This window comes from Paenibacillus sp. RU5M (assembly GCF_900221055.1).
GTDB classification, from domain to species: domain Bacteria; phylum Bacillota; class Bacilli; order Paenibacillales; family Paenibacillaceae; genus Paenibacillus; species Paenibacillus marchantiae.
Map to the genome: position 1 here is coordinate 369,713 of NZ_OBQM01000003.1, position 17,876 is coordinate 387,588.

Here is a 17,876-nt window from a genome sequence, read left to right on the forward strand (position 1 = left end):
GAGGATGACGAAATATATTGCTGCTGGTTATGTCGTCGATTCTGTTCTTCCCGACATGACGGATGAGGATCTGTTGAAGTTGACCCATCTGAATGTAGCCTTTGGACATGTCAAGAATGATGAAATCACCACCGAGCATTTAAAAAACGGAGAGGTTATCCGTAATATTAAGTGGAAGCATCCGAATCTAACGGTGCTGCTGTCCGTTGGCGGATGGAGCGCTGGTGGTTTCTCTGAAGCCGCCTCAACCCAAGCGGGGAGGGACAGCATGGCCGCATCAGCGGTTAGGGTGCTGGAGGAGTACCCTTTTGACGGGATCGATTTGGACTGGGAGTATCCTTCTTACGGTGAAGCCGGTATCGCATCCAGTCGTGATGACAAAAGGAATTTCACCTTACTTCTCAAGACGATCCGGGAAACACTGGATGCCAAGGGCTCCGAGGATGGCCGTCATTATCTGCTCACCATTGCGGCAGGGGCTGATCAATACTACGTCGACGGTACAGAGATGGCTGAGGTGCAGCAGTACCTGGACTTTGTGCAGTTGATGACCTATGATATGCGCGGCGGTTTTCAGGTTCTGACCGGACATCATACGAATCTGTATACGCCAACCGGAGATCTGTTCCGAATTAGTACTGATGCTTCCGTGAACCTGTTCATCCGTGCCGGCGTTCCGAAGGAGAAGATCGTTATCGGCGCTGCGTTCTACTCACGGATCTGGACTGAGGTTCCTAACCGAAACCACGGTCTTCACCAAATGGCTGGTAGCACAGGTGGCTATGGTCCGGCATTTGCCGAACTGGAAGCGAAGTACATCAACAAGAATGGTTACGTCCGTTATTGGGATGAGGAAGCCTGTGCACCGTTTCTCTTTAATGGGTCGAGCCTAATATCTTATGATGATGAAGAATCGATTCAGTGCAAATGCGATTACGTGAAGGATCAGGGCCTGGCCGGCATTATGTTCTGGGAATACGGCTGTGATCCGACCCATCGTCTGCTGGGTGCAATACATCAAGGGCTTCAAGATGTTCCGGTAGGGAAATAGAAGAAGAGAGTTGGTTGCAAGGATCGGCTTGCCTATATGAGTCAAAAACATACAAAAACCTCCCCGAACCAAAAGGTTGGGGGAGGTTTCTATTTATTTTACGAATCCATCCATTATCCAAGACATTCTTCGTCGTCATCTTCGGGGGAATCGGAGGAGTCATTGGGACGGTGCATTTTGCGGTACTGCCCTGGGGTATAACCCGTCTCTTTCTTGAATTTACGGATGAAGTTCGGTGTGTCCAGATAACCGACGCGAGTGATAATATCTTTTAACGGGTCGGTCGTATGCAGCAGCAGTCGGATAACCTCATCCATCCGTTTCTGCCAGATATATTGGGTAAAATTCATGCCGATCTTCTCTTTGAAGGAACGGCTGAAATACGATGAAGAGATCGTGAATTTTGATGAGATCGTACCCAGGCTAAGGTCATAATCGGAGTAATTGGCATCAATATAAGCGACAATTTCATCCATCAGGGAGCTTTCTTCCGTCTCGCTCTTCGCCTCGACATGAGCACAGATCTCGGCAGCAAGTCCTGTCAGTTTTTTCTCCAAATCCTCTAACGAGTCGTAGGAAGTGATCCTTGGAAGTTGATTAACCACGTGATGAATGCCAAGTTCCGAGGCCGTTTTGAGCATCGTATTCAGAATATCGAAGCAGATGCAGCGCAGCAATGGTACAGACGGCATTTCGGATTTCAGCGTATTCAACGCAGTTGATACCATCTGTACCGCCACATCGTAACTGCCCTGTTTCAAGCTCTGAACTAGTTTCAGCAGCACATCCTTAGGTACCCAGAAGGAAGAAACCTGTTCACTAGAGCCGGAAAGGGCGTTGAAGAAGGTACTGCTGCCCTGTCCGTGCAGCATGGATGCTTCCAGCGCAGTTGATGCCTCGATATAGGATTGGTTCAGCTGCAATGGAGAACTATAGCTGTTACCGATCCCGATCGCGGGAGAAACTCCGACGTGCTCTGCCACCATCGATTGTAGTGATTCAACAATAGACTCCATACGAGCATTCAAGCTGGATTCATGCCCGACTTCGGCATCAAATCCGACGATGAGGGCCACTTGGTCTGGCTGTGGAAGCTCCACGCCGTAAGCAAAAGCAGACAACTCGGGCAGTTCCATATCGTTGATCAGCTGCATAACAGTACGCTGTTCGGGATAATCTCCGCGGGGAAGATCGTGCATTTCCAATCCCAAGGTCATAACAAAATAATGGGATCGGTTAAAGCGTATGCCGAGATTATCCGTAAACTCAGAAGGGAGCTCTCCGGTATGACCATGCTTCAGTAGCATAAGCAGAATATGATTACGAGCGTAGGGCTCCTGAAGGTCCACACGCTGGCTGTAATCATGCAGCGTTTTCTTGATCCATTCCAACTCGTTGCTGGTTGTGGAAGGTTCAGGATTATTTTTTAAACGAATGAACTCCATCAAGTCTGATATCGGATGGTATTGTCTTCGGGCCAACAAAATGGCGAGGAAGGTGCCCATCACCACCATGAAGGAGAAAACAAGAACAACAAAGGTACGAATATGGACAATTCGGCTAAAAAATTGATTGCTTGGCATAGCGGTTACATAAGTCCAGCCCGCGTCTGATTTGACGGATACAACCGAATGCGGTTCTTGATTTAAGGAGAGGCTGTGTGTTCCCGGCTCAAGTTCAAACAGAGCTTTGACTTCCTGTTCGGTAATGGTCTCCCCCTTATAATTGGCGGCCAACACCTGCCCATAATTATCAAAAATATAAGTCATACCATGGTAGTCGCTGAGAATGGAATCAATCAATCCCGTCAGATTGGACTCGTGAATCAGGTACATGACAGTCCCGTGGGCGGGCGTATTGTTAGGTGCAATCGGTACAAGGTAGGCCAGCATGGAATTGGGTACTTTGGTTCCTTGAACGACTTGTTCGGCTGGTCGTATCGTGGGGAACTGAACGTTATTCAAATCCCGGATCATGTCCGTTTTGTTCCATGTATTAAATTTGTAGCGGCCCGTGAATACATCCAGGTTCTCAGAGCCCTGAGACGAGTAGATGCTATCATCTCCGCGGAAGAACAGGAATAGCTCATCGATAATGGAACTGGTGGCTTTGTATTTGACCAAGGCAGCAATTGATTCCCGGCTATAGTAGGGATGGTGAGTCCAATAACGGGTTAGCTGCTCATCATAGGCGATACGAAATGCGATGTCCTGTAATTCCTTCATGCGGTCATCAATGACCGTTTTTGCTTGGGTCAACTGATTGACATTGGTCTGTTCAATCTCTGAACGGAGCGTGTCCACAGCATTGTGATAAATAATAATAGTTAAAATAACAAGAGGTATAAGGAAAATGGAGATATAGGATAGTGTGTACTTAAGAAGAAGCTTGGACTTGAAGTGATTCCATTTCATATCTGCAACCTCCCGTTTTTCTTTAGAGCTGCAGCGATAGCGCTCTCATAAAGACAGTGAAGTATTACCATGATGCCGAGCTACTGGGTGTTCCTACTAAAAATATTAGGAGAACTTCTCTAATAAATCAATGAATCTTTTCTAAGTTTCAGAGCAAACAGGAAGAAAGTCACATGAAAGAAGAGGAACTCGGTGAGAATAACAGGTGTAAAGCTATGGAAGGGCTTTTTTTATGAGAGGTTCATTTGCTTCTGTACATGAGGAATTATATCGATCCAAGGATCAGCAAACCTTGATTTTTCGGACATGGAGTAGCATGATATAGACATTCATCCCAACATGAATCATTGAGGGCGAATTGTTGAGCAACGCCTATTTGAATTAGTTTAAAGCCAATTTTCTAATAAATGCGGGTTTAACGATAGCAATTATTTTACCCGGCAGTTCACAAAGGCGTATGGCATGTCTCCCAAAACGTACAGGCAATCTCTATAATAATCCGCTGTGGTGTGATGAACGAAAGAAGGAGGGGTGAGTGTGAGAGAAACCTGTGTTCCAACTGGCGTAGCTCTAAAAGATACCGGCTTTGGATATACGCTGTCCTTGGTAAACGGTAAATATAAAATGGTTATTCTGTATTGGCTGTCTGAAAACAAGGTGATGCGACATAATGAATTGAAGCGAAGCATTGGTACCATTTCCCACAAAACATTGAGCGTCATGCTTAAGGAGCTGGAGGAACATGATCTGATTTTACGCAAAGAATATCCCCAAATTCCACCCAAAGTTGAATATTCATTGTCGGAACGAGGACAATCAATAATGCCACTGTTAGATATGATGTGTGATTGGGGAGAAGCCAATATGGTGTCTGCCCCGGGGTTAATGCAAGGCTAACGATCAGGTTGTGAGATTAAAAAATCAAAAAAGCAGTATCTTCCTGAATCGGAGATACTGCTTTTTTGATCTGCTTGGAGTGAGTATTATAGGTTATCCATGAAACGTAAATAGTTTTGTGCGCTTTGTTCCAATTCATTTGCCGCAGGCTCGTGTTCTGCCCCATAGAAGGCAAAGAATGGTCGATAATCCGCATCGCAGTAAAGGAAGGTCGTCTCAAAAGGAGATAATAGTTGTCCAAGGGTATAGCGATATTTGCCCTCTTCCGTGTAATCTGCCTCTTTGATTCCGGCAGATACGGCCAAGGCGACTTTGCGTTGCTGCAATTTGTCGCCCTTGGAGCCATAAGCCCAGCCATACGTGAAAACTTCATCCAGCCATTGTTTAAGGAGAGGTGGGCTGCTGAACCAATAGAACGGAAATTGCAGCACAAGATGGTCATGACTTTCAATGAGCTGCTGTTCTTGCTGCACATCAATATGTCCATCGGGGTAAACTTTATATAGTTCATGTACCGTATATTTTTCCGGATATTGTTGGAGTTCTTCTATCCATCGTTTGTTAATGACCGACGTTTCCAGGTTGGGATGTGCTACGATGACGAGTGTTTTCAAAATGAATTCTTCCTCCCTAAGCTATAATGTTTCTTGAGTATAAAGGGAGTATTGCCGAGATGTAAGTACGCACTTTTAGTACATGTACTTACCTCAAGGTAAGCACCCTTCCTGAAGAACATCTTGGCGAGATTGGGTGAAAGAAATGAATATAGCCGTCAGTTTCTCAACTGACGGCTGTTTTAATGCTTTGTTTTATGATGACAATGTCTATTCGTTGATCTATTCCTCTTGCACATTATAGAGTACACGCGCAAGTAGGTTCTGGCCGTAATTGCCGAAATTTTTACCAAAGATCGTCAATCCCCGTTTGTTCACTGGTCCGTCCGTTACAGCGATTCGAAAGTGGATATCGCTTTTGTAATTCAGGCCAATCTGGTCCAGAGTAACATCGGAGATGCGGCATCCATCAATATAGCTGCCCTCTTGGGTGATGCGGATCAGCTTCAGCATCCCGTATTGATTCAGATGCGGTGGCCACCAGTCTGGATTGAACGTACCCCGGGTATTGCCAAAATCTCCTGGACTCGTCCAACAGCCAATCTCGATGCCGTTGACGTAGAAATAAATATCCGAAGGGTAGTTATCGCAAAAACCTGGTGCTTCTGAACCCAATTCCATGGACAACTGGATTTCGCTGAACGTCTGGTTAGGCTTAAGGTAGTTGGGAATGCGATATTCCAGATAACCTTCGGCCAGCCAAATCATCTCCGCATCAATACGGAGCGGATCAGCAAAGTAACGCGGATCATCGAACTCACCGACGATGCTGTCTCGGGTGGCGAGACCACATGTAGGAGCTGCCTGATAATCGCTATAATGACCTACCTGAATTTCAACCTCGTATCGGTTAAAAATCTCCTGTGAACGCAGGTCTACCATTAGTTTTTCCTCATTGAGATAACAAATCTTCTGAATTCCATGTTTGCCAACCGCAGTATTGATCTCAATCAGGCCGCTTTCTTCCAATTTCTTAATATGCATTGTAATGGCGCCATTGCTGAGCCCCAGTTTGGTTGCGAGATCATTGAGGTTAAGACTCTGGTTCTTGGCAAGCAACTCAATAATCTGGATTCGGATTTCCGAACTGAGTGCCTTGAAAATATTAACGCCAGACATCAGATCTTTAATATAAATCATAGGTGGTTTTCCTTTCCACGTTCTGAACAAAGCCCTTCTGATCCAGGCTTCTGCACATTTATATGGTTTGTTTTAGATAATTATAAATGATTACCGGATGGAAGGGAAGGGCGAGAAAAGAAAGCCGAATCCCTTGTATACATAGCATAAATGAGCGTATTATTCATAAAATGTTGAATATTTACTTTAAAAAATAACTTAAATCATTTCATATATATTTGAAATATACCATTGAAATGTAATGTAACCGCTTTTATAATCCTAGTATACCTAAATTGATTTAATACTTCATCAACCAAATTAACTATTTGATCAGGAGAGGTGGAATTCGGTTTGGAAAAGTTCAAAGGAATGACAGGATTCAGGAAGAAAGGTTGGGCATTACCTGCACTGCTTGTACTTGTTTTGCTATTGGCGGGCCAGTCCAGGGCATTCGCGGCATTTTGGAATCTGACCGGCGATATTGCCGTCCACGATCCATCCATCATCAAAGAAGGCAGCTCATGGTATACCTTTTCAACCGGTGCTGGCATTCAGGTACTGAAATCGGATAACGGGTCCTCATGGTACCGCGTTCCGCAGATTTTTCTGAGCAAGCCATCCTGGTGGGCCTCTGCCGTTCCGGGACAGAGTGGTCTGGATGTATGGGCACCTGACGTTGAGCAGTATAACGGAAAAGTGTGGCTTTATTACTCTATCTCTACCTTTGGCTCCAACAGATCGGCGATCGGGCTTGCGTCTGCAACCAGCATTGGAGCAGGCCAGTGGAAGGATGAGGGGTTAGTGCTTCAAACCACAACCGCCAACGATTATAACGCTATTGATCCGAATCTGGTCATCGATGCTTCAGGCAACCCGTGGCTTGCTTTCGGTTCTTTCTGGAGCGGCTTAAAGATTGTGAAGCTCGACAAAACCACGATGAAACCGACCGGAAGCATATCCTCCATAGCGGCGCGTCCGAATAATGGCGGGGCCATCGAAGCACCGAGTATTGTGTACCGTAACGGTTATTATTATTTGTTTGCCTCGATTGATTCCTGCTGCCAGGGCGTGAATAGCACGTACAAAATGGTCTATGGACGTTCAACGAGTATTACAGGTCCGTATGTGGACAAAAACGGTGTGAACATGTTGAATGGCGGTGGAACCCTGTTGGATTCGGGGAATGTCAAGTGGAAGGGACCGGGCGGTCAGGATGTGTATAACGGTAATGTGATTGCGCGCCATGCCTATGATGCTGAGGATAATGGCAATCCGAAATTGCTAATTAACGACTTGCTGTGGGATTCCAGCGGATGGCCAACATACTGATTTTGTTTTAAATAAATATGAAATGTTTTAATAAAGTATTGACTAAAGTGATCTGGATTTGATAAATTTAACAACAGAAATCTTATTTCATCTACTTGAATACGGTTACAAATCCAGATCAGGAGGGGTTCAGATGGTAAAGAAAAAGAGTTTGGTCACACTTGTGCTTCTAATGCTTGTAAGCGCAATCGTGTTTGCAGGCTGCGGTGGCAGCAGTGGTTCAAGCGGAGACAAGGAATTAACATTCATGTTCCGGGGCGGCACGGATGAACAGAAGGCATATCAAGCCGTTGTTAAGAAATTTGAAGAAGAGCATCCAGGTGTCAAAGTCAAAATTATCGTAACAGCTGCGGATCAATACGCAACCAAATTGAGAGCTGCCATTACAGGCAACAGCTTGCCGGACGTATTCTATTTTAACCCTGGCGATATAAAAGCCTATGTGAACAGCAATGTGTTGATGAATCTGACACCTTACGTTGAAAATAATGCGGATGTAGATCTGGATAACATCTGGAAATATGGTGTGGATCTGTATCGCTATGATGGCAAAATGGCAGGTCAGGGCGATCTCTACGGCATGCCGAAAGATCTGGGTCCGTTTGCACTTGGTTATAACAAGACATTATTTGAAAAAGAAGGCATCCCATTCCCTGACAAGGACAAGCCATATACATGGGATGAGTTCATTAAGGTCAACCAGCAAGCGACCAAGGATACGAATGGAGACGGCAAACCGGACGTATTTGGTACAGGCTTTAACGTACAGTGGGCCTTGCAAGCTTTTGTATGGAGCAATGGCGCCGACTGGCTGGATGAAACGAAAACAAAAGTGACCATTGATGATCCGAAATTCGCGGAGGCACTGCAATTCTTTGCGGACATGCAAAACAAATACAAAATCACGCCTTCCATTGAGGAAGCGCAAACATTGGATACGTACCAACGCTGGATGAAAGGGGAAATGGCCTTCTTCCCTGTAGGTCCTTGGGATATGAGTACATTCGAGAAACTGCCTTTCGAGTATGACCTGATTCCTTTCCCTGCGGGCTCTACTGGAAAATCCGCTACGTGGATCGGTTCACTCGGTATCGGTGTATCGGCCAAAACGAAATATCCGGAAGAGGCCGCAGCATTGGTGAATTACCTCACAGCTTCCAAAGAAGGCATGCAGCAGTTGGTAGATGCCAAAGTACAAATTCCGAATCTGCTCGATATGGCTGGCGAATGGGCCAAAGATACATCAACGAAACCAGCCAACAAACAGGAATTCATTGATATCGTAGAAGATTATGGCCGTTCTCTTCCAGGTAACTACACTTACAATGCGGAATGGTATGACCTGTTCTTCACCGACATTCAGCCGGTATTGGATGGCAAAATTACAGCCGCAGAATATGTGAAGCAGCAGCAGCCGAAAATGCAGAAGCTGTTGGACAAAGCGGTAGAGCAAGAGAAGAAATCTCAGAAATAAGCATGTTGCAAAATGCTGAAATAATGTGGCTGGAAAGATTGAAGAGTAGGTTCTATAGAGAAGCAGCTTATGCTAAATGGATAGAGTAGTTAATTCCGTTTTCAAAAAAGGCGGTGCCAGCAGCCTGCTATCACGCTGCTGGCATCATTTTGGATTCCATACGGGCATGTTGCATGAATTGATCAAACAAGCAGGCATCCATCGATTCATGCAACATGCTGATATTAGAAACAGGGGTGAGCGCAGTGATTACAAAATCTAGTTTGTATCGCAAAGAGAGGCTGTACGGATATTTGTTTATTTTGCCTCCGGTTCTTGGTTTGCTGATTTTTGTCCTGTTCCCTTTCCTATATTCCTTGTACGGTTCGTTTACGGATTGGGATGGCTTGGGACAGATGAACTTTATCGGTTTAGCCAATTTTAAGGATTTGCTCACGGATGATCTGTTTTACAAAGCGATGTTCAACACCTTTTATCTGATGCTGGGTATCCCCATTGGTTTGTTGCTCGCATTGCTGCTGGCGATGGGTCTGAATCGTAAAATCCCCGGCACAACGACGTTCCGTGTAATCTATTATATTCCGGTCATTTCTTCCCTCGCAGCGGTGTCCATCATGTGGAACTGGGCGTACAACGGGGATTACGGATTAGTGAACCAATTCCTTGATCTATTCGGTATTGAAGGCCCTAACTGGCTCGCAAACAAAGATACAGTTAAACCGGCCCTGATTATTATGACGGTGTGGAAAGGTCTAGGTTATACGATGTTATTGTATCTGGCTGCACTGCAAAGTGTATCACGTACATATTACGAAGCGGCTGAGTTGGATGGAGCAAACGGGTTCCAGATCTTCCGCAACATCACCTGGCCAATGGTGAAGCCGGTTACCTTTTTCCTCGTTGTTACAAACATTATTGGTGGTTCCCAAATCTTCACCGAAATGAACATTATGACCCCTACGGGTGGTCCTGAATATTCATCCGCATCCATTGTCTTCTACATCTGGCAGAAAGCATTCAGCAACCTGCAAATGGGTTATGCCTCTGCGATGGCCATGATTCTTGGTATTTTCATTTTTGTCATTACCTTGGTGCAATTCAAAATGAACGAAAAATCAGCCTATGATGGGGATTAATGGTCTAGGAAAGGAGTGAACCGGAGATGTCTTACAGTCAAAAGAGGAAATTAACAAACTCTATCATTTTTATCGTTTTGGCGCTTGGTGCTATTGCGATGATTGCACCACTGATCTGGATGTTGTCCACTTCCGTGAAGGAGAAGCAGGATGTGTTCGCGCTTCCGCCCGTGTGGATACCTGAAGTGTTCCAATTCGGAAAGTATAAGGAAATTTGGGAAGCAGGTCCGTTACTCAGCGGGGTCAAAAACAGCTTGATCGTGGCGGTCAGTGTTACCGTTGTCGGGACGTTTACGTCAAGTATCGCTGCCTTTGCTTTTGCCAAATTGAGATTTCCGCATAAAAACAAACTGTTTCTAGCTTTGCTCGCATCGATGATGATTCCGTATCCGACAGTCATGATTCCGCAATTCATCATGTTCTCGAAGCTGGGCTGGGTGGACACACTGCTGCCACTTATTGTTCCAGGATTATTTGGTAACGTCGTCATGATCTTCTTCCTTCGTCAATACCTGCTTAGTGTGCCTGATGCCATTATTGAAGCAGCGAAAATTGATGGCAGCTCCTATTTCCGACTGTACTCGAGCATTACGTTTCCGCTCATTAAACCGGCGATTGCAGCTCAGCTGATTCTCTGGTTCATGGGCATCTGGAACGATTATCTAGCACCAATTATTTATCTGAATTCACCTGAAAAACAGACCTTGCAGCTCGTTATAGCAAACTTCAATGCCACGTATGCGATCCAGACGGATTACCCGCTGATTATGGCAGCGTCCATTGTTGCGCTGTTGCCGGTATTGATCATCTTCCTGATCTTCCAGAAACAGATTATTGAATCGGTAGCAATCTCTGGAGTGAAAGGATGAATCTGCGGAGAACATTCCGCTGGTGGACGAATTCAGGAAAAGGAGTTGTTGCTTCGATGTTGCTGCTGTTGTTGGTTGGGGCTACAGGCTGTTCTGGAGAAGGAGCAGGGGAAGCGGTGTCCCCGCCGGTCTTTCCTGGGGCCCCCCAAGATACTCAATTGTATAACACCTCCATTCTGGACGACGAATCCCGTTGGACGGTAAACAATGCGCATGATCCGACCATTATCAAAACAGATCAGGGATATTACGTTTATTCCACAGACGTTCGTGTCGCAGGGGAAGCGAAACCAGGCGTCATGGTACGAAAATCGGATGATCTGATCAACTGGTCATGGGTAGGTCAAGCATTGCCGGGCATTCCGAAGGAAGCGCTCGATTGGACAGGGGCGGTAAATCTATGGGCACCGGATGTGATTCAGGCTGGCGACACCTACCGGATGTATTATTCGGCTTCAACCTTTGGCAGTACACGTTCGGCTATTGGTTTGCAGACATCCACGTCCCCGGAAGGCCCATGGACAGATGAAGGGTTGGTTGTTCAAACATCCGAGAATGAAAAGGATAAGTTGAATGCCATTGATGCCAATCCGGTATTGGATGCCGAAGGCAATTCATGGATGGTCTACGGTTCCTTTTTCGATGGGATATACATTGCACCTCTCGATCCGGAAACCGGAAAGTTCAAGGAAGAGGGGTATGGTACCCGCATTGCCGCCCGTGATCGTGCTACGGAAGAAGGAGCGGTGGAGGGTCCATATATTGTGTATAACCCGGAGTTCAAAAAGTATTATCTATTCGTCTCCTATGATTCCTTATTCGAAGATTATAACGTGCGTGTAGCCCGCGCTGATTCCATTACAGGCCCCTACACGGATGTAAATGGCATGAACATGCTGGATACGGAGCATCTGCCTCAATATGAAGTGGGAACCAAAATTCTGGGTGGATACCGCTTCACCGAAGGTGAGGGCTGGGTCGCACCTGGACATAACTCCGTCCTTAAGGATGGCGACGATTATTATATCGTGCATCATGCGAGAGGTGAGACGGATAAAAACTGGCCGTATCTGCATGTACGTAAAATGCTGTGGACAAAGGACGGCTGGCCTGTGGTGTCACCGGAACGTTATGCAGGTGAGTATGCACAGGACATTCCGAAGTCGATGATCGCCGGGGAGTGGGAAGGCTTGGCTGTTGACCCGTCGGTGGACGGACAGGTGCAGGCAGTGCCTTACACCTTGCAAGCCAACGGCAAATTGAAAAGCGAAAACGGTTCAGGCAAATGGACGTTTGACGGCAATCAAACACTGACGCTGGAGTGGAAAGAAAGCCCGTGGGGCGGAGCTTCCACAGAAGAGCTGAAGCTGCTCCCGTCCTGGGACTGGGAGCGAAGCCAGCCAGCGCTCGTGGTCACTGGCCTGAACGACCGCGGCATTGCCGTCTGGGGCAAGCAGATTAGCGCCGTGGAGAAATAGAGAGCCGCAGATATGGCTCGAAGTTTGGAATTGGAGCTGGCCCGAGAAAAAAGGCCAGCCATGCATTTAGTGGGGAGAGTCGCCCGAGCGAAGCGCGACCCCATAGATACAGAGCCACACCGATGGCTCGGAGTTAGATTTGATTCCAGCGAGCGCGGTTAGAGCGAAGCTGTTGCTTTTAAGGTGCACAAGCAGCGTAGGGGGAGGAAGGAGCCGAAGGAGCGTCTTTGGCATCCGATTTCAACCGCCAAGAGCGGTGGGAAAAAGAAATCGGAGGACAAGAGAGCGACAAGGCCCTGCCACCCCCGGAGTGTCCGCGGTGCACCAAGAGCTGGCCAAGAAAATACGGCCAGCCATGCATTTAGTGGGGAGAGTCGCCTGAGCGAAGCGGGCGACCCCATAGATACAGAGCCACACTGATGGCTCGGAGTTTGGATTTGGTTCAGCGAGCGCGGTTAGAGCGAAGCTGTTGCTTATGAGGTACACCAGCAGCAAAGGGAGGAAGGAGCCGAAGGAGCGTCTTTGGCATCCGATTTCAACCGCCAAGAGCGGTGGGAAAAAGAAATCGGAGGACAAGAGAGCGACAAGGCCCTGCCACCCCCGGAGCGTTCGCGGTGCACCACCAAAATAGTCTTTGCACTGTACCCATCAGCTTTTTCAAATCTTCTCTCCGAGCCATACACACACATTTGAAAGGGGAGCATTCCCATGACTGATTCCATTACATTTACCAATCCCATCCTGGAGCAGCGAGCTGATCCGTGGGTGTACCGTCACACAGACGGGTACTATTATTTCTCAGCTTCGGTGCCAGCCTTTGACCGGATTGAGATTCGGCGTGCACAAACCCTGGAAGAGTTGAGAGATGCCGAGCCGGTAACGGCGTGGCACAAACATGATACAGGACCGATGAGTGCCAACATTTGGGCACCTGAAATTCATTTTATCGATGGAAAATGGTACATACATTACGCTGCAGCCCATACCAGCGAAACCAATGAGGGCCTTTTCGACCACCGCATGTATGTGCTGGAAAATGACTCGGCCAACCCGCTCGAAGGCGCGTGGGTAGAGAAGGGACAGATTCGGACGCGTTGGGAGACGTTTTCCTTGGATGCAACGACGTTTGAACACAAAGGTACCCGTTATTTGGTATGGGCGCAAAAGGCCCCGGACATTCCGGGTAACTCTAACCTGTACATTGCCGAAATGGAAAATCCGTGGACTCTCCGTGGTGAGCAGGTCATGATTTCTACACCGGAGTATGATTGGGAGATTATCGGCTTCAAGGTAAACGAAGGGGCAGCAGTGTTGCATCGCAATGGGCGGATCTTCATTGGCTACTCAGCGAGTGCGACCGACTATAATTATTGTATGGGTTTGCTCACCGCGGATGAAGATGCCGACTTGCTTGATCCAGCGAGCTGGATGAAATCGCCTAAGCCGGTATTCCAAACGTGTGAAGCGAATGGTCAATATGGTCCGGGTCACAACAGCTTTACGGTATCACCGGACGGCAAAACGGATATTCTGATCTATCACGCACGAAACTACAAGGACATCGAGGGAGATCCTCTCTATGATCCAAACCGTCACGCCCGCGCGCAGGTTATTCGCTGGAACGAAGATGGCACACCTGACTTTGGAGTCCCTGTTCCAGATGGGAAGGCTGCGGCTGAAGCTAAATAATAATACTGTTAAAGTTTTAATATAGTAAGCCCTTAGTCAGCGAGCCATGCTGATTAGGGGCTTTTACTTATGTACACATTGAGAAGGGAGACTTGAAGACATAAAGACGGATACGAGGGTCTGCATATTAGCAACCATCCCGTGACCAATGCGTATGAGGAGTATACAATTCACTATACACATAATATTAGGAGGCCATATATGGATTCACGCGAGACATTGGACCGGGAGCTGGAACAGATTTTAAAATGGGAAAAAGGGCAGAAGGACTTGTTTATTTGGGACAAAATTGGTCGTTTGCCGTTTGCCATGTTGGATAAAGTTATGCCCAAAGCGCTGAAACAGAAGATTGGAGACTCGCTGAACGAAGTTGGTCAGTATGTGCAGAATGGCGGGAAATTTCTCGTCCAGAAAAAGAAGGTAGCGGAGCTGCTCCAAGAGGAAGCGATCAAATCCGGTTATTCCATGAAGGCCGATACCTCTTACGATGAACAGGATGGAGAGGCGAAGAATACGACGAAAATCCACAGTGTGGAAGGTTTACCGCTAGAAGTATTGGATCGCACTGCTGATAACATTACGGACAGTCGAACGAGGTTTGCTGCTGCACAAGGGGCCGCAACAGGTATCGGCGGCATTGTAACGATTGCGGCGGATATTCCGATGGTGATGGGGCTTTCCCTGAAGGTGCTGCAGGAGATGGCGTTATGCTACGGATATGATCCCGACGAACCCCAAGAGCGCATATTTATCGTCAAATGTCTGCAATTCTCCTCTGCTGATATTGTGGGCAAAAAAGCAATAATGGATGAACTCGCCGATTACGGTAATCCGGACAAGCAGGTTGAGGTTATCTCTCAAATGCAGGGCTGGCGGGAGGTTTTTAATTCCTACAGTGAATCGTTTGGTTGGAAAAAGCTGTTTCAGCTTATTCCGATTGCCGGCATGGTATTCGGTTCGGTAAGCAACAAAAATACGATTCGTGATGTTGCGGAAGCCGGAAAAATGCTGTACAAAAAACGGCTCATTCTTCAGCGTTTGAAATAATGTTACAGAAAACTTAACTGGAAGAGATGCATTTACGTGTTAAACAAACAAGGTTTCTATGATCTTTTAAACCGCAACAACATAGTTTACGAGAGCTTTGAACATCCAGCAGTATACACTATGGAGGAAATATTCTCTCATAATGTTCCACTTACAGAACATATCGTTAAAAGTCTATTTCTACACAAAGCGGCGACCTTTTCCCGATGGAATTTCGGGAAAAGGTCGCCGCTTTTATCTTTTTTTATTGCTTACTTGAGGAGTTGTGACTAAACCAGTTTGAGGCGAAAACCCCTTTTCAAGTGGCTGAATGTCTATATTCCTTATTCTTCGCTACCGTTCTCTTCAGCCCAGCGGTTCAGCAACTTATCCGATGGAAGCAGGAAGGTGAAGATACCGATCAGTGGCAGGAAGCTGCACATCTGCATAACTGGAGATACGCCGAACACGTCGATCCAGTTCCCCAGCACGAGTGCTCCCAGACCGCCCATACCAAATGCCAGACCCGTAATCAGACCGGAGACGGTTCCGATTTTGCCTGGAATCAGCATTTGCGCATACACAACGGTCACCGAGAAACTGGACAACATGATGAACCCAATAATACTCAGCAACACGGCTGTCCAGAACAAATTGGCGTAAGGCAGCAGAAGCGCCAGTGGAGCGGCCCCGGCCATCGACAGGAAGATCATGTTACGTTTACCGAAGCGATCCGCCAGTGGACCACCAAAGAACGTACCAAGAGCCCCAGCCGCCAGGAACAGGAAGATATAGATCTGTGCGTCCTCTATGGACAAGTTAAATGTATCCTTCAGGTTAAACGCATAGAAGCTGCCGATCGAAGCGACATACCACGAACGGACAAAAACGAGCAGAATCAAAATGGTTATGGCAGCAGCAATCTTTTTACGTAATGCCGGATTGGGTGCACGACGGGCTGCTGCCTGTCTACGCAAATACCCTCCTGATTGCAGCATGCGTCCATACCAGCGAGCGACATAGATTTGAACTGCGATCCCCGCAGCAGCAATGCCCGTGAATCCGATGGCACCGAACAATCCAAACGGGATGAAAACCCATCTGGTGAGCAATGGAGCCAGAGACTGACCCGCGTTACCACCCACCTGGAAGATCGACTGAGCCAGACCCCGACGAGGCCCTGCGGCCATATGGGATACTCGTGAACCTTCTGGATGGAACGCCGCCGAACCGAGACCGACAAAGATGACGGAGATCAGGACAGCCATATAACTGTCGGCGAAGGCAAGCAATAGCATACCTGTGAACGTAAAGCCCATGCCGATGGGCAGAATGGAAGGTGTCGGTTTTTTATCAGCAAACCAGCCTACAACAGGCTGCATAATGGAAGCAGTAAAGTTAATAGCAAACGAAATCCACCCAATCTGCGTATATGTGAGATGCATGGAGTCTTTCAGAATTGGAAAAATAGCTGGAATGACAGACTGGATTGAATCGTTGAACAAATGGACCAGACTGATGGCAATTAAGATCCGGTAAACGGTACCTTGAGCATCCAATCCGGGTGGAGCTTTCGAACGCGCAGCGGCGTCTTTGGTTAATGAATTTTGCATGGACATGAACAGTTCTCCTTTGGTCGCGGTCACGAGGGATCAGCGCCTGATGATGTGATGTGCCTAAGCATATTGTTACATAATAGGACAGATTTGAAAGGTCGACAAGGGGAACAGGGGAAATTAACGTTCTCATTTTAATGTAAACTATTGATATACTTTAAAGAATCTACTATTAAAGTTCTACTAAATCAGAAATGATAAAGGACTGATCCATATGAAATCGCTATCACCATATGTTCTTGCCAAACGTAATTTGACAATGACCATTCTATATATGGCAGTCATGACTTTTCTGGCTATCTATGTTGCATCGACGTCTCTGTACTTTGCTATCGGATTTTTTGTGGTTGTTCAATCTATAGGTGTACTTATGCTGAGACATTACATCAAAAAAGTGAAAGAACTGAAGGAAGACAGTAACCCTTGGATGCTAGTCCAATCCATACGATTGGTTGCAAACGCTCACGTTCCATAGCATACAAAAAAACAAAAGCCGAACTTCTTCAGATAGAAGATTTCGGCTTTTGTGTGTTCTATGATTTTATACAAAGCATAATTGATGTATCTACCAAATTAACGATTATCTATCGTCTCTGGATACATATCATGGTTCATCATGCGGTGCTCGGCCATTTGCTCATACTTCGTGCCCGGTTTACCGTAGTTGGTGTACGGATCGATGGAAATGCCGCCGCGCGGCGTGAATTTGCCCCATACTTCAATGAAGCGTGGGTCCATCAGCTTAATCAGGTCGTTCATGATGATGTTCACACAATCCTCGTGGAAATCACCATGGTTGCGGAAGCTGAACAGGTACAGCTTAAGTGACTTGCTCTCCACCATTTTCACATCAGGGATGTAGCTGATATAGATCGTTGCAAAGTCCGGCTGACCCGTGATCGGGCACAGGCTGGTGAACTCCGGGCAGTTGAATTTGACAAAATAATCCCGGTACGGGTGTTTGTTATCGAAGTTTTCCAGAATACCTGGATCATATTCAAACGTATATTTTACGCCCTGGTTACCCAGCAACGTTAGATCTTGCATTTCATCAGGTTGTCTCATGGATTCGTAAACGCTCCTTATTTCCGGCGACGCACGAAGCTGACCGGTATATATGATAGGCCATCTTAGCCTTAGTATGTTCCCAAAATTACATCA

The 17,876-nt window shown here is 46.7% G+C and carries 16 protein-coding genes and 1 pseudogene; 12 read left to right on the top strand and 5 right to left on the bottom strand.

Going from position 1 to position 17,876, the window contains the following annotated elements:
- Nucleotides 1–4: 4 nt before the first annotated feature.
- The gene (locus CRO25_RS12245; protein ID WP_079695164.1) at nucleotides 5–1,051 is read left to right on the top strand and encodes a glycoside hydrolase family 18 protein; all 1,047 of its coding nucleotides are present in this window, start codon (nucleotides 5–7) and stop codon (nucleotides 1,049–1,051) included.
- A gap of 113 nt (nucleotides 1,052–1,164) precedes the next feature.
- Here the strand turns inward: CRO25_RS12245 and CRO25_RS12250 are convergent, their stop codons facing one another.
- Complete coding sequence (locus tag CRO25_RS12250) at nucleotides 1,165–3,465, bottom strand: helix-turn-helix domain-containing protein (RefSeq protein WP_079695165.1); 2,301 nt, start codon at nucleotides 3,463–3,465, stop codon at nucleotides 1,165–1,167.
- Between the two features lie 405 nt (nucleotides 3,466–3,870).
- On the opposite strand from CRO25_RS12250, the pseudogene CRO25_RS12255 reads away from it, so the two are divergent.
- Nucleotides 3,871–3,960, top strand: a pseudogene (locus CRO25_RS12255) (helix-turn-helix domain-containing protein); the annotation flags it as partial.
- 42 nt (nucleotides 3,961–4,002) lie between these two features.
- A complete protein-coding gene (locus CRO25_RS12260) occupies nucleotides 4,003–4,362 on the top strand; it encodes a helix-turn-helix domain-containing protein (protein WP_063564580.1) in 360 nt (119 codons plus the stop codon).
- Nucleotides 4,363–4,448: 86 nt separating this feature from the next.
- Here CRO25_RS12260 and CRO25_RS12265 read toward each other — a convergent pair whose 3' ends face one another.
- Both CRO25_RS12265 and CRO25_RS12270 read right to left on the bottom strand, forming a co-directional pair.
- Complete coding sequence (locus CRO25_RS12265) at nucleotides 4,449–4,976, bottom strand: NAD(P)H-dependent oxidoreductase (RefSeq protein ID WP_079695166.1); 528 nt, start codon at nucleotides 4,974–4,976, stop codon at nucleotides 4,449–4,451.
- 222 nt (nucleotides 4,977–5,198) lie between these two features.
- Nucleotides 5,199–6,116: a transcriptional regulator gene (locus CRO25_RS12270; protein WP_079695167.1), complete on the bottom strand. Its 918-nt coding sequence runs from the start codon at nucleotides 6,114–6,116 to the stop codon at nucleotides 5,199–5,201.
- A 351-nt stretch (nucleotides 6,117–6,467) separates the two neighbouring features.
- On the opposite strand from CRO25_RS12270, the gene CRO25_RS12275 reads away from it, so the two are divergent.
- From CRO25_RS12275 to CRO25_RS12310, 8 genes are all read left to right on the top strand, one after another.
- Nucleotides 6,468–7,427 carry a glycoside hydrolase family 43 protein gene (locus CRO25_RS12275; RefSeq protein ID WP_097115771.1) on the top strand — a complete coding sequence of 320 codons (960 nt, stop codon included), beginning with the start codon at nucleotides 6,468–6,470 and terminating at the stop codon, nucleotides 7,425–7,427.
- 133 nt (nucleotides 7,428–7,560) lie between these two features.
- Nucleotides 7,561–8,901, top strand: coding sequence for a sugar ABC transporter substrate-binding protein (locus CRO25_RS12280; protein WP_079695168.1), 1,341 nt, complete (start codon nucleotides 7,561–7,563; stop codon nucleotides 8,899–8,901).
- A 76-nt stretch (nucleotides 8,902–8,977) separates the two neighbouring features.
- On the top strand, nucleotides 8,978–9,163 hold the full coding sequence (locus CRO25_RS12285) for a hypothetical protein (RefSeq protein WP_079695169.1): 186 nt from the start codon (nucleotides 8,978–8,980) through the stop codon (nucleotides 9,161–9,163).
- Nucleotides 9,147–10,037 (top strand): carbohydrate ABC transporter permease, encoded by an 891-nt coding sequence (locus tag CRO25_RS12290; RefSeq protein WP_062324023.1) that lies wholly within the window; start codon nucleotides 9,147–9,149, stop codon nucleotides 10,035–10,037. Before CRO25_RS12285 ends, CRO25_RS12290 begins: the two co-directional genes overlap by 17 nt.
- A gap of 26 nt (nucleotides 10,038–10,063) precedes the next feature.
- Nucleotides 10,064–10,906 (top strand): carbohydrate ABC transporter permease, encoded by an 843-nt coding sequence (locus tag CRO25_RS12295; RefSeq protein WP_063564576.1) that lies wholly within the window; start codon nucleotides 10,064–10,066, stop codon nucleotides 10,904–10,906.
- A gap of 56 nt (nucleotides 10,907–10,962) precedes the next feature.
- Complete coding sequence (locus CRO25_RS12300; protein WP_079695390.1) at nucleotides 10,963–12,384, top strand: arabinan endo-1,5-alpha-L-arabinosidase; 1,422 nt, start codon at nucleotides 10,963–10,965, stop codon at nucleotides 12,382–12,384.
- A gap of 708 nt (nucleotides 12,385–13,092) precedes the next feature.
- Nucleotides 13,093–14,073, top strand: coding sequence for a family 43 glycosylhydrolase (locus CRO25_RS12305; protein WP_079695170.1), 981 nt, complete (start codon nucleotides 13,093–13,095; stop codon nucleotides 14,071–14,073).
- Nucleotides 14,074–14,274: 201 nt separating this feature from the next.
- Nucleotides 14,275–15,120, top strand: coding sequence for an EcsC family protein (locus tag CRO25_RS12310; RefSeq protein ID WP_079695171.1), 846 nt, complete (start codon nucleotides 14,275–14,277; stop codon nucleotides 15,118–15,120).
- Nucleotides 15,121–15,443: 323 nt separating this feature from the next.
- Here CRO25_RS12310 and CRO25_RS12320 read toward each other — a convergent pair whose 3' ends face one another.
- Entirely contained in the window at nucleotides 15,444–16,718 is a 1,275-nt protein-coding gene (locus tag CRO25_RS12320) for an MFS transporter (RefSeq protein ID WP_079695172.1), read from the bottom strand.
- A gap of 211 nt (nucleotides 16,719–16,929) precedes the next feature.
- Between CRO25_RS12320 and CRO25_RS12325 the strand changes: the two genes are divergently transcribed.
- A complete protein-coding gene (locus CRO25_RS12325) occupies nucleotides 16,930–17,190 on the top strand; it encodes a hypothetical protein (RefSeq protein WP_079695173.1) in 261 nt (86 codons plus the stop codon).
- A 98-nt stretch (nucleotides 17,191–17,288) separates the two neighbouring features.
- On the opposite strand, the gene queF is transcribed toward CRO25_RS12325, so the two are convergent.
- On the bottom strand, nucleotides 17,289–17,780 hold the full coding sequence (gene queF / locus CRO25_RS12330; RefSeq protein WP_063564570.1) for a preQ(1) synthase: 492 nt from the start codon (nucleotides 17,778–17,780) through the stop codon (nucleotides 17,289–17,291).
- Nucleotides 17,781–17,876 lie beyond the last annotated feature (96 nt).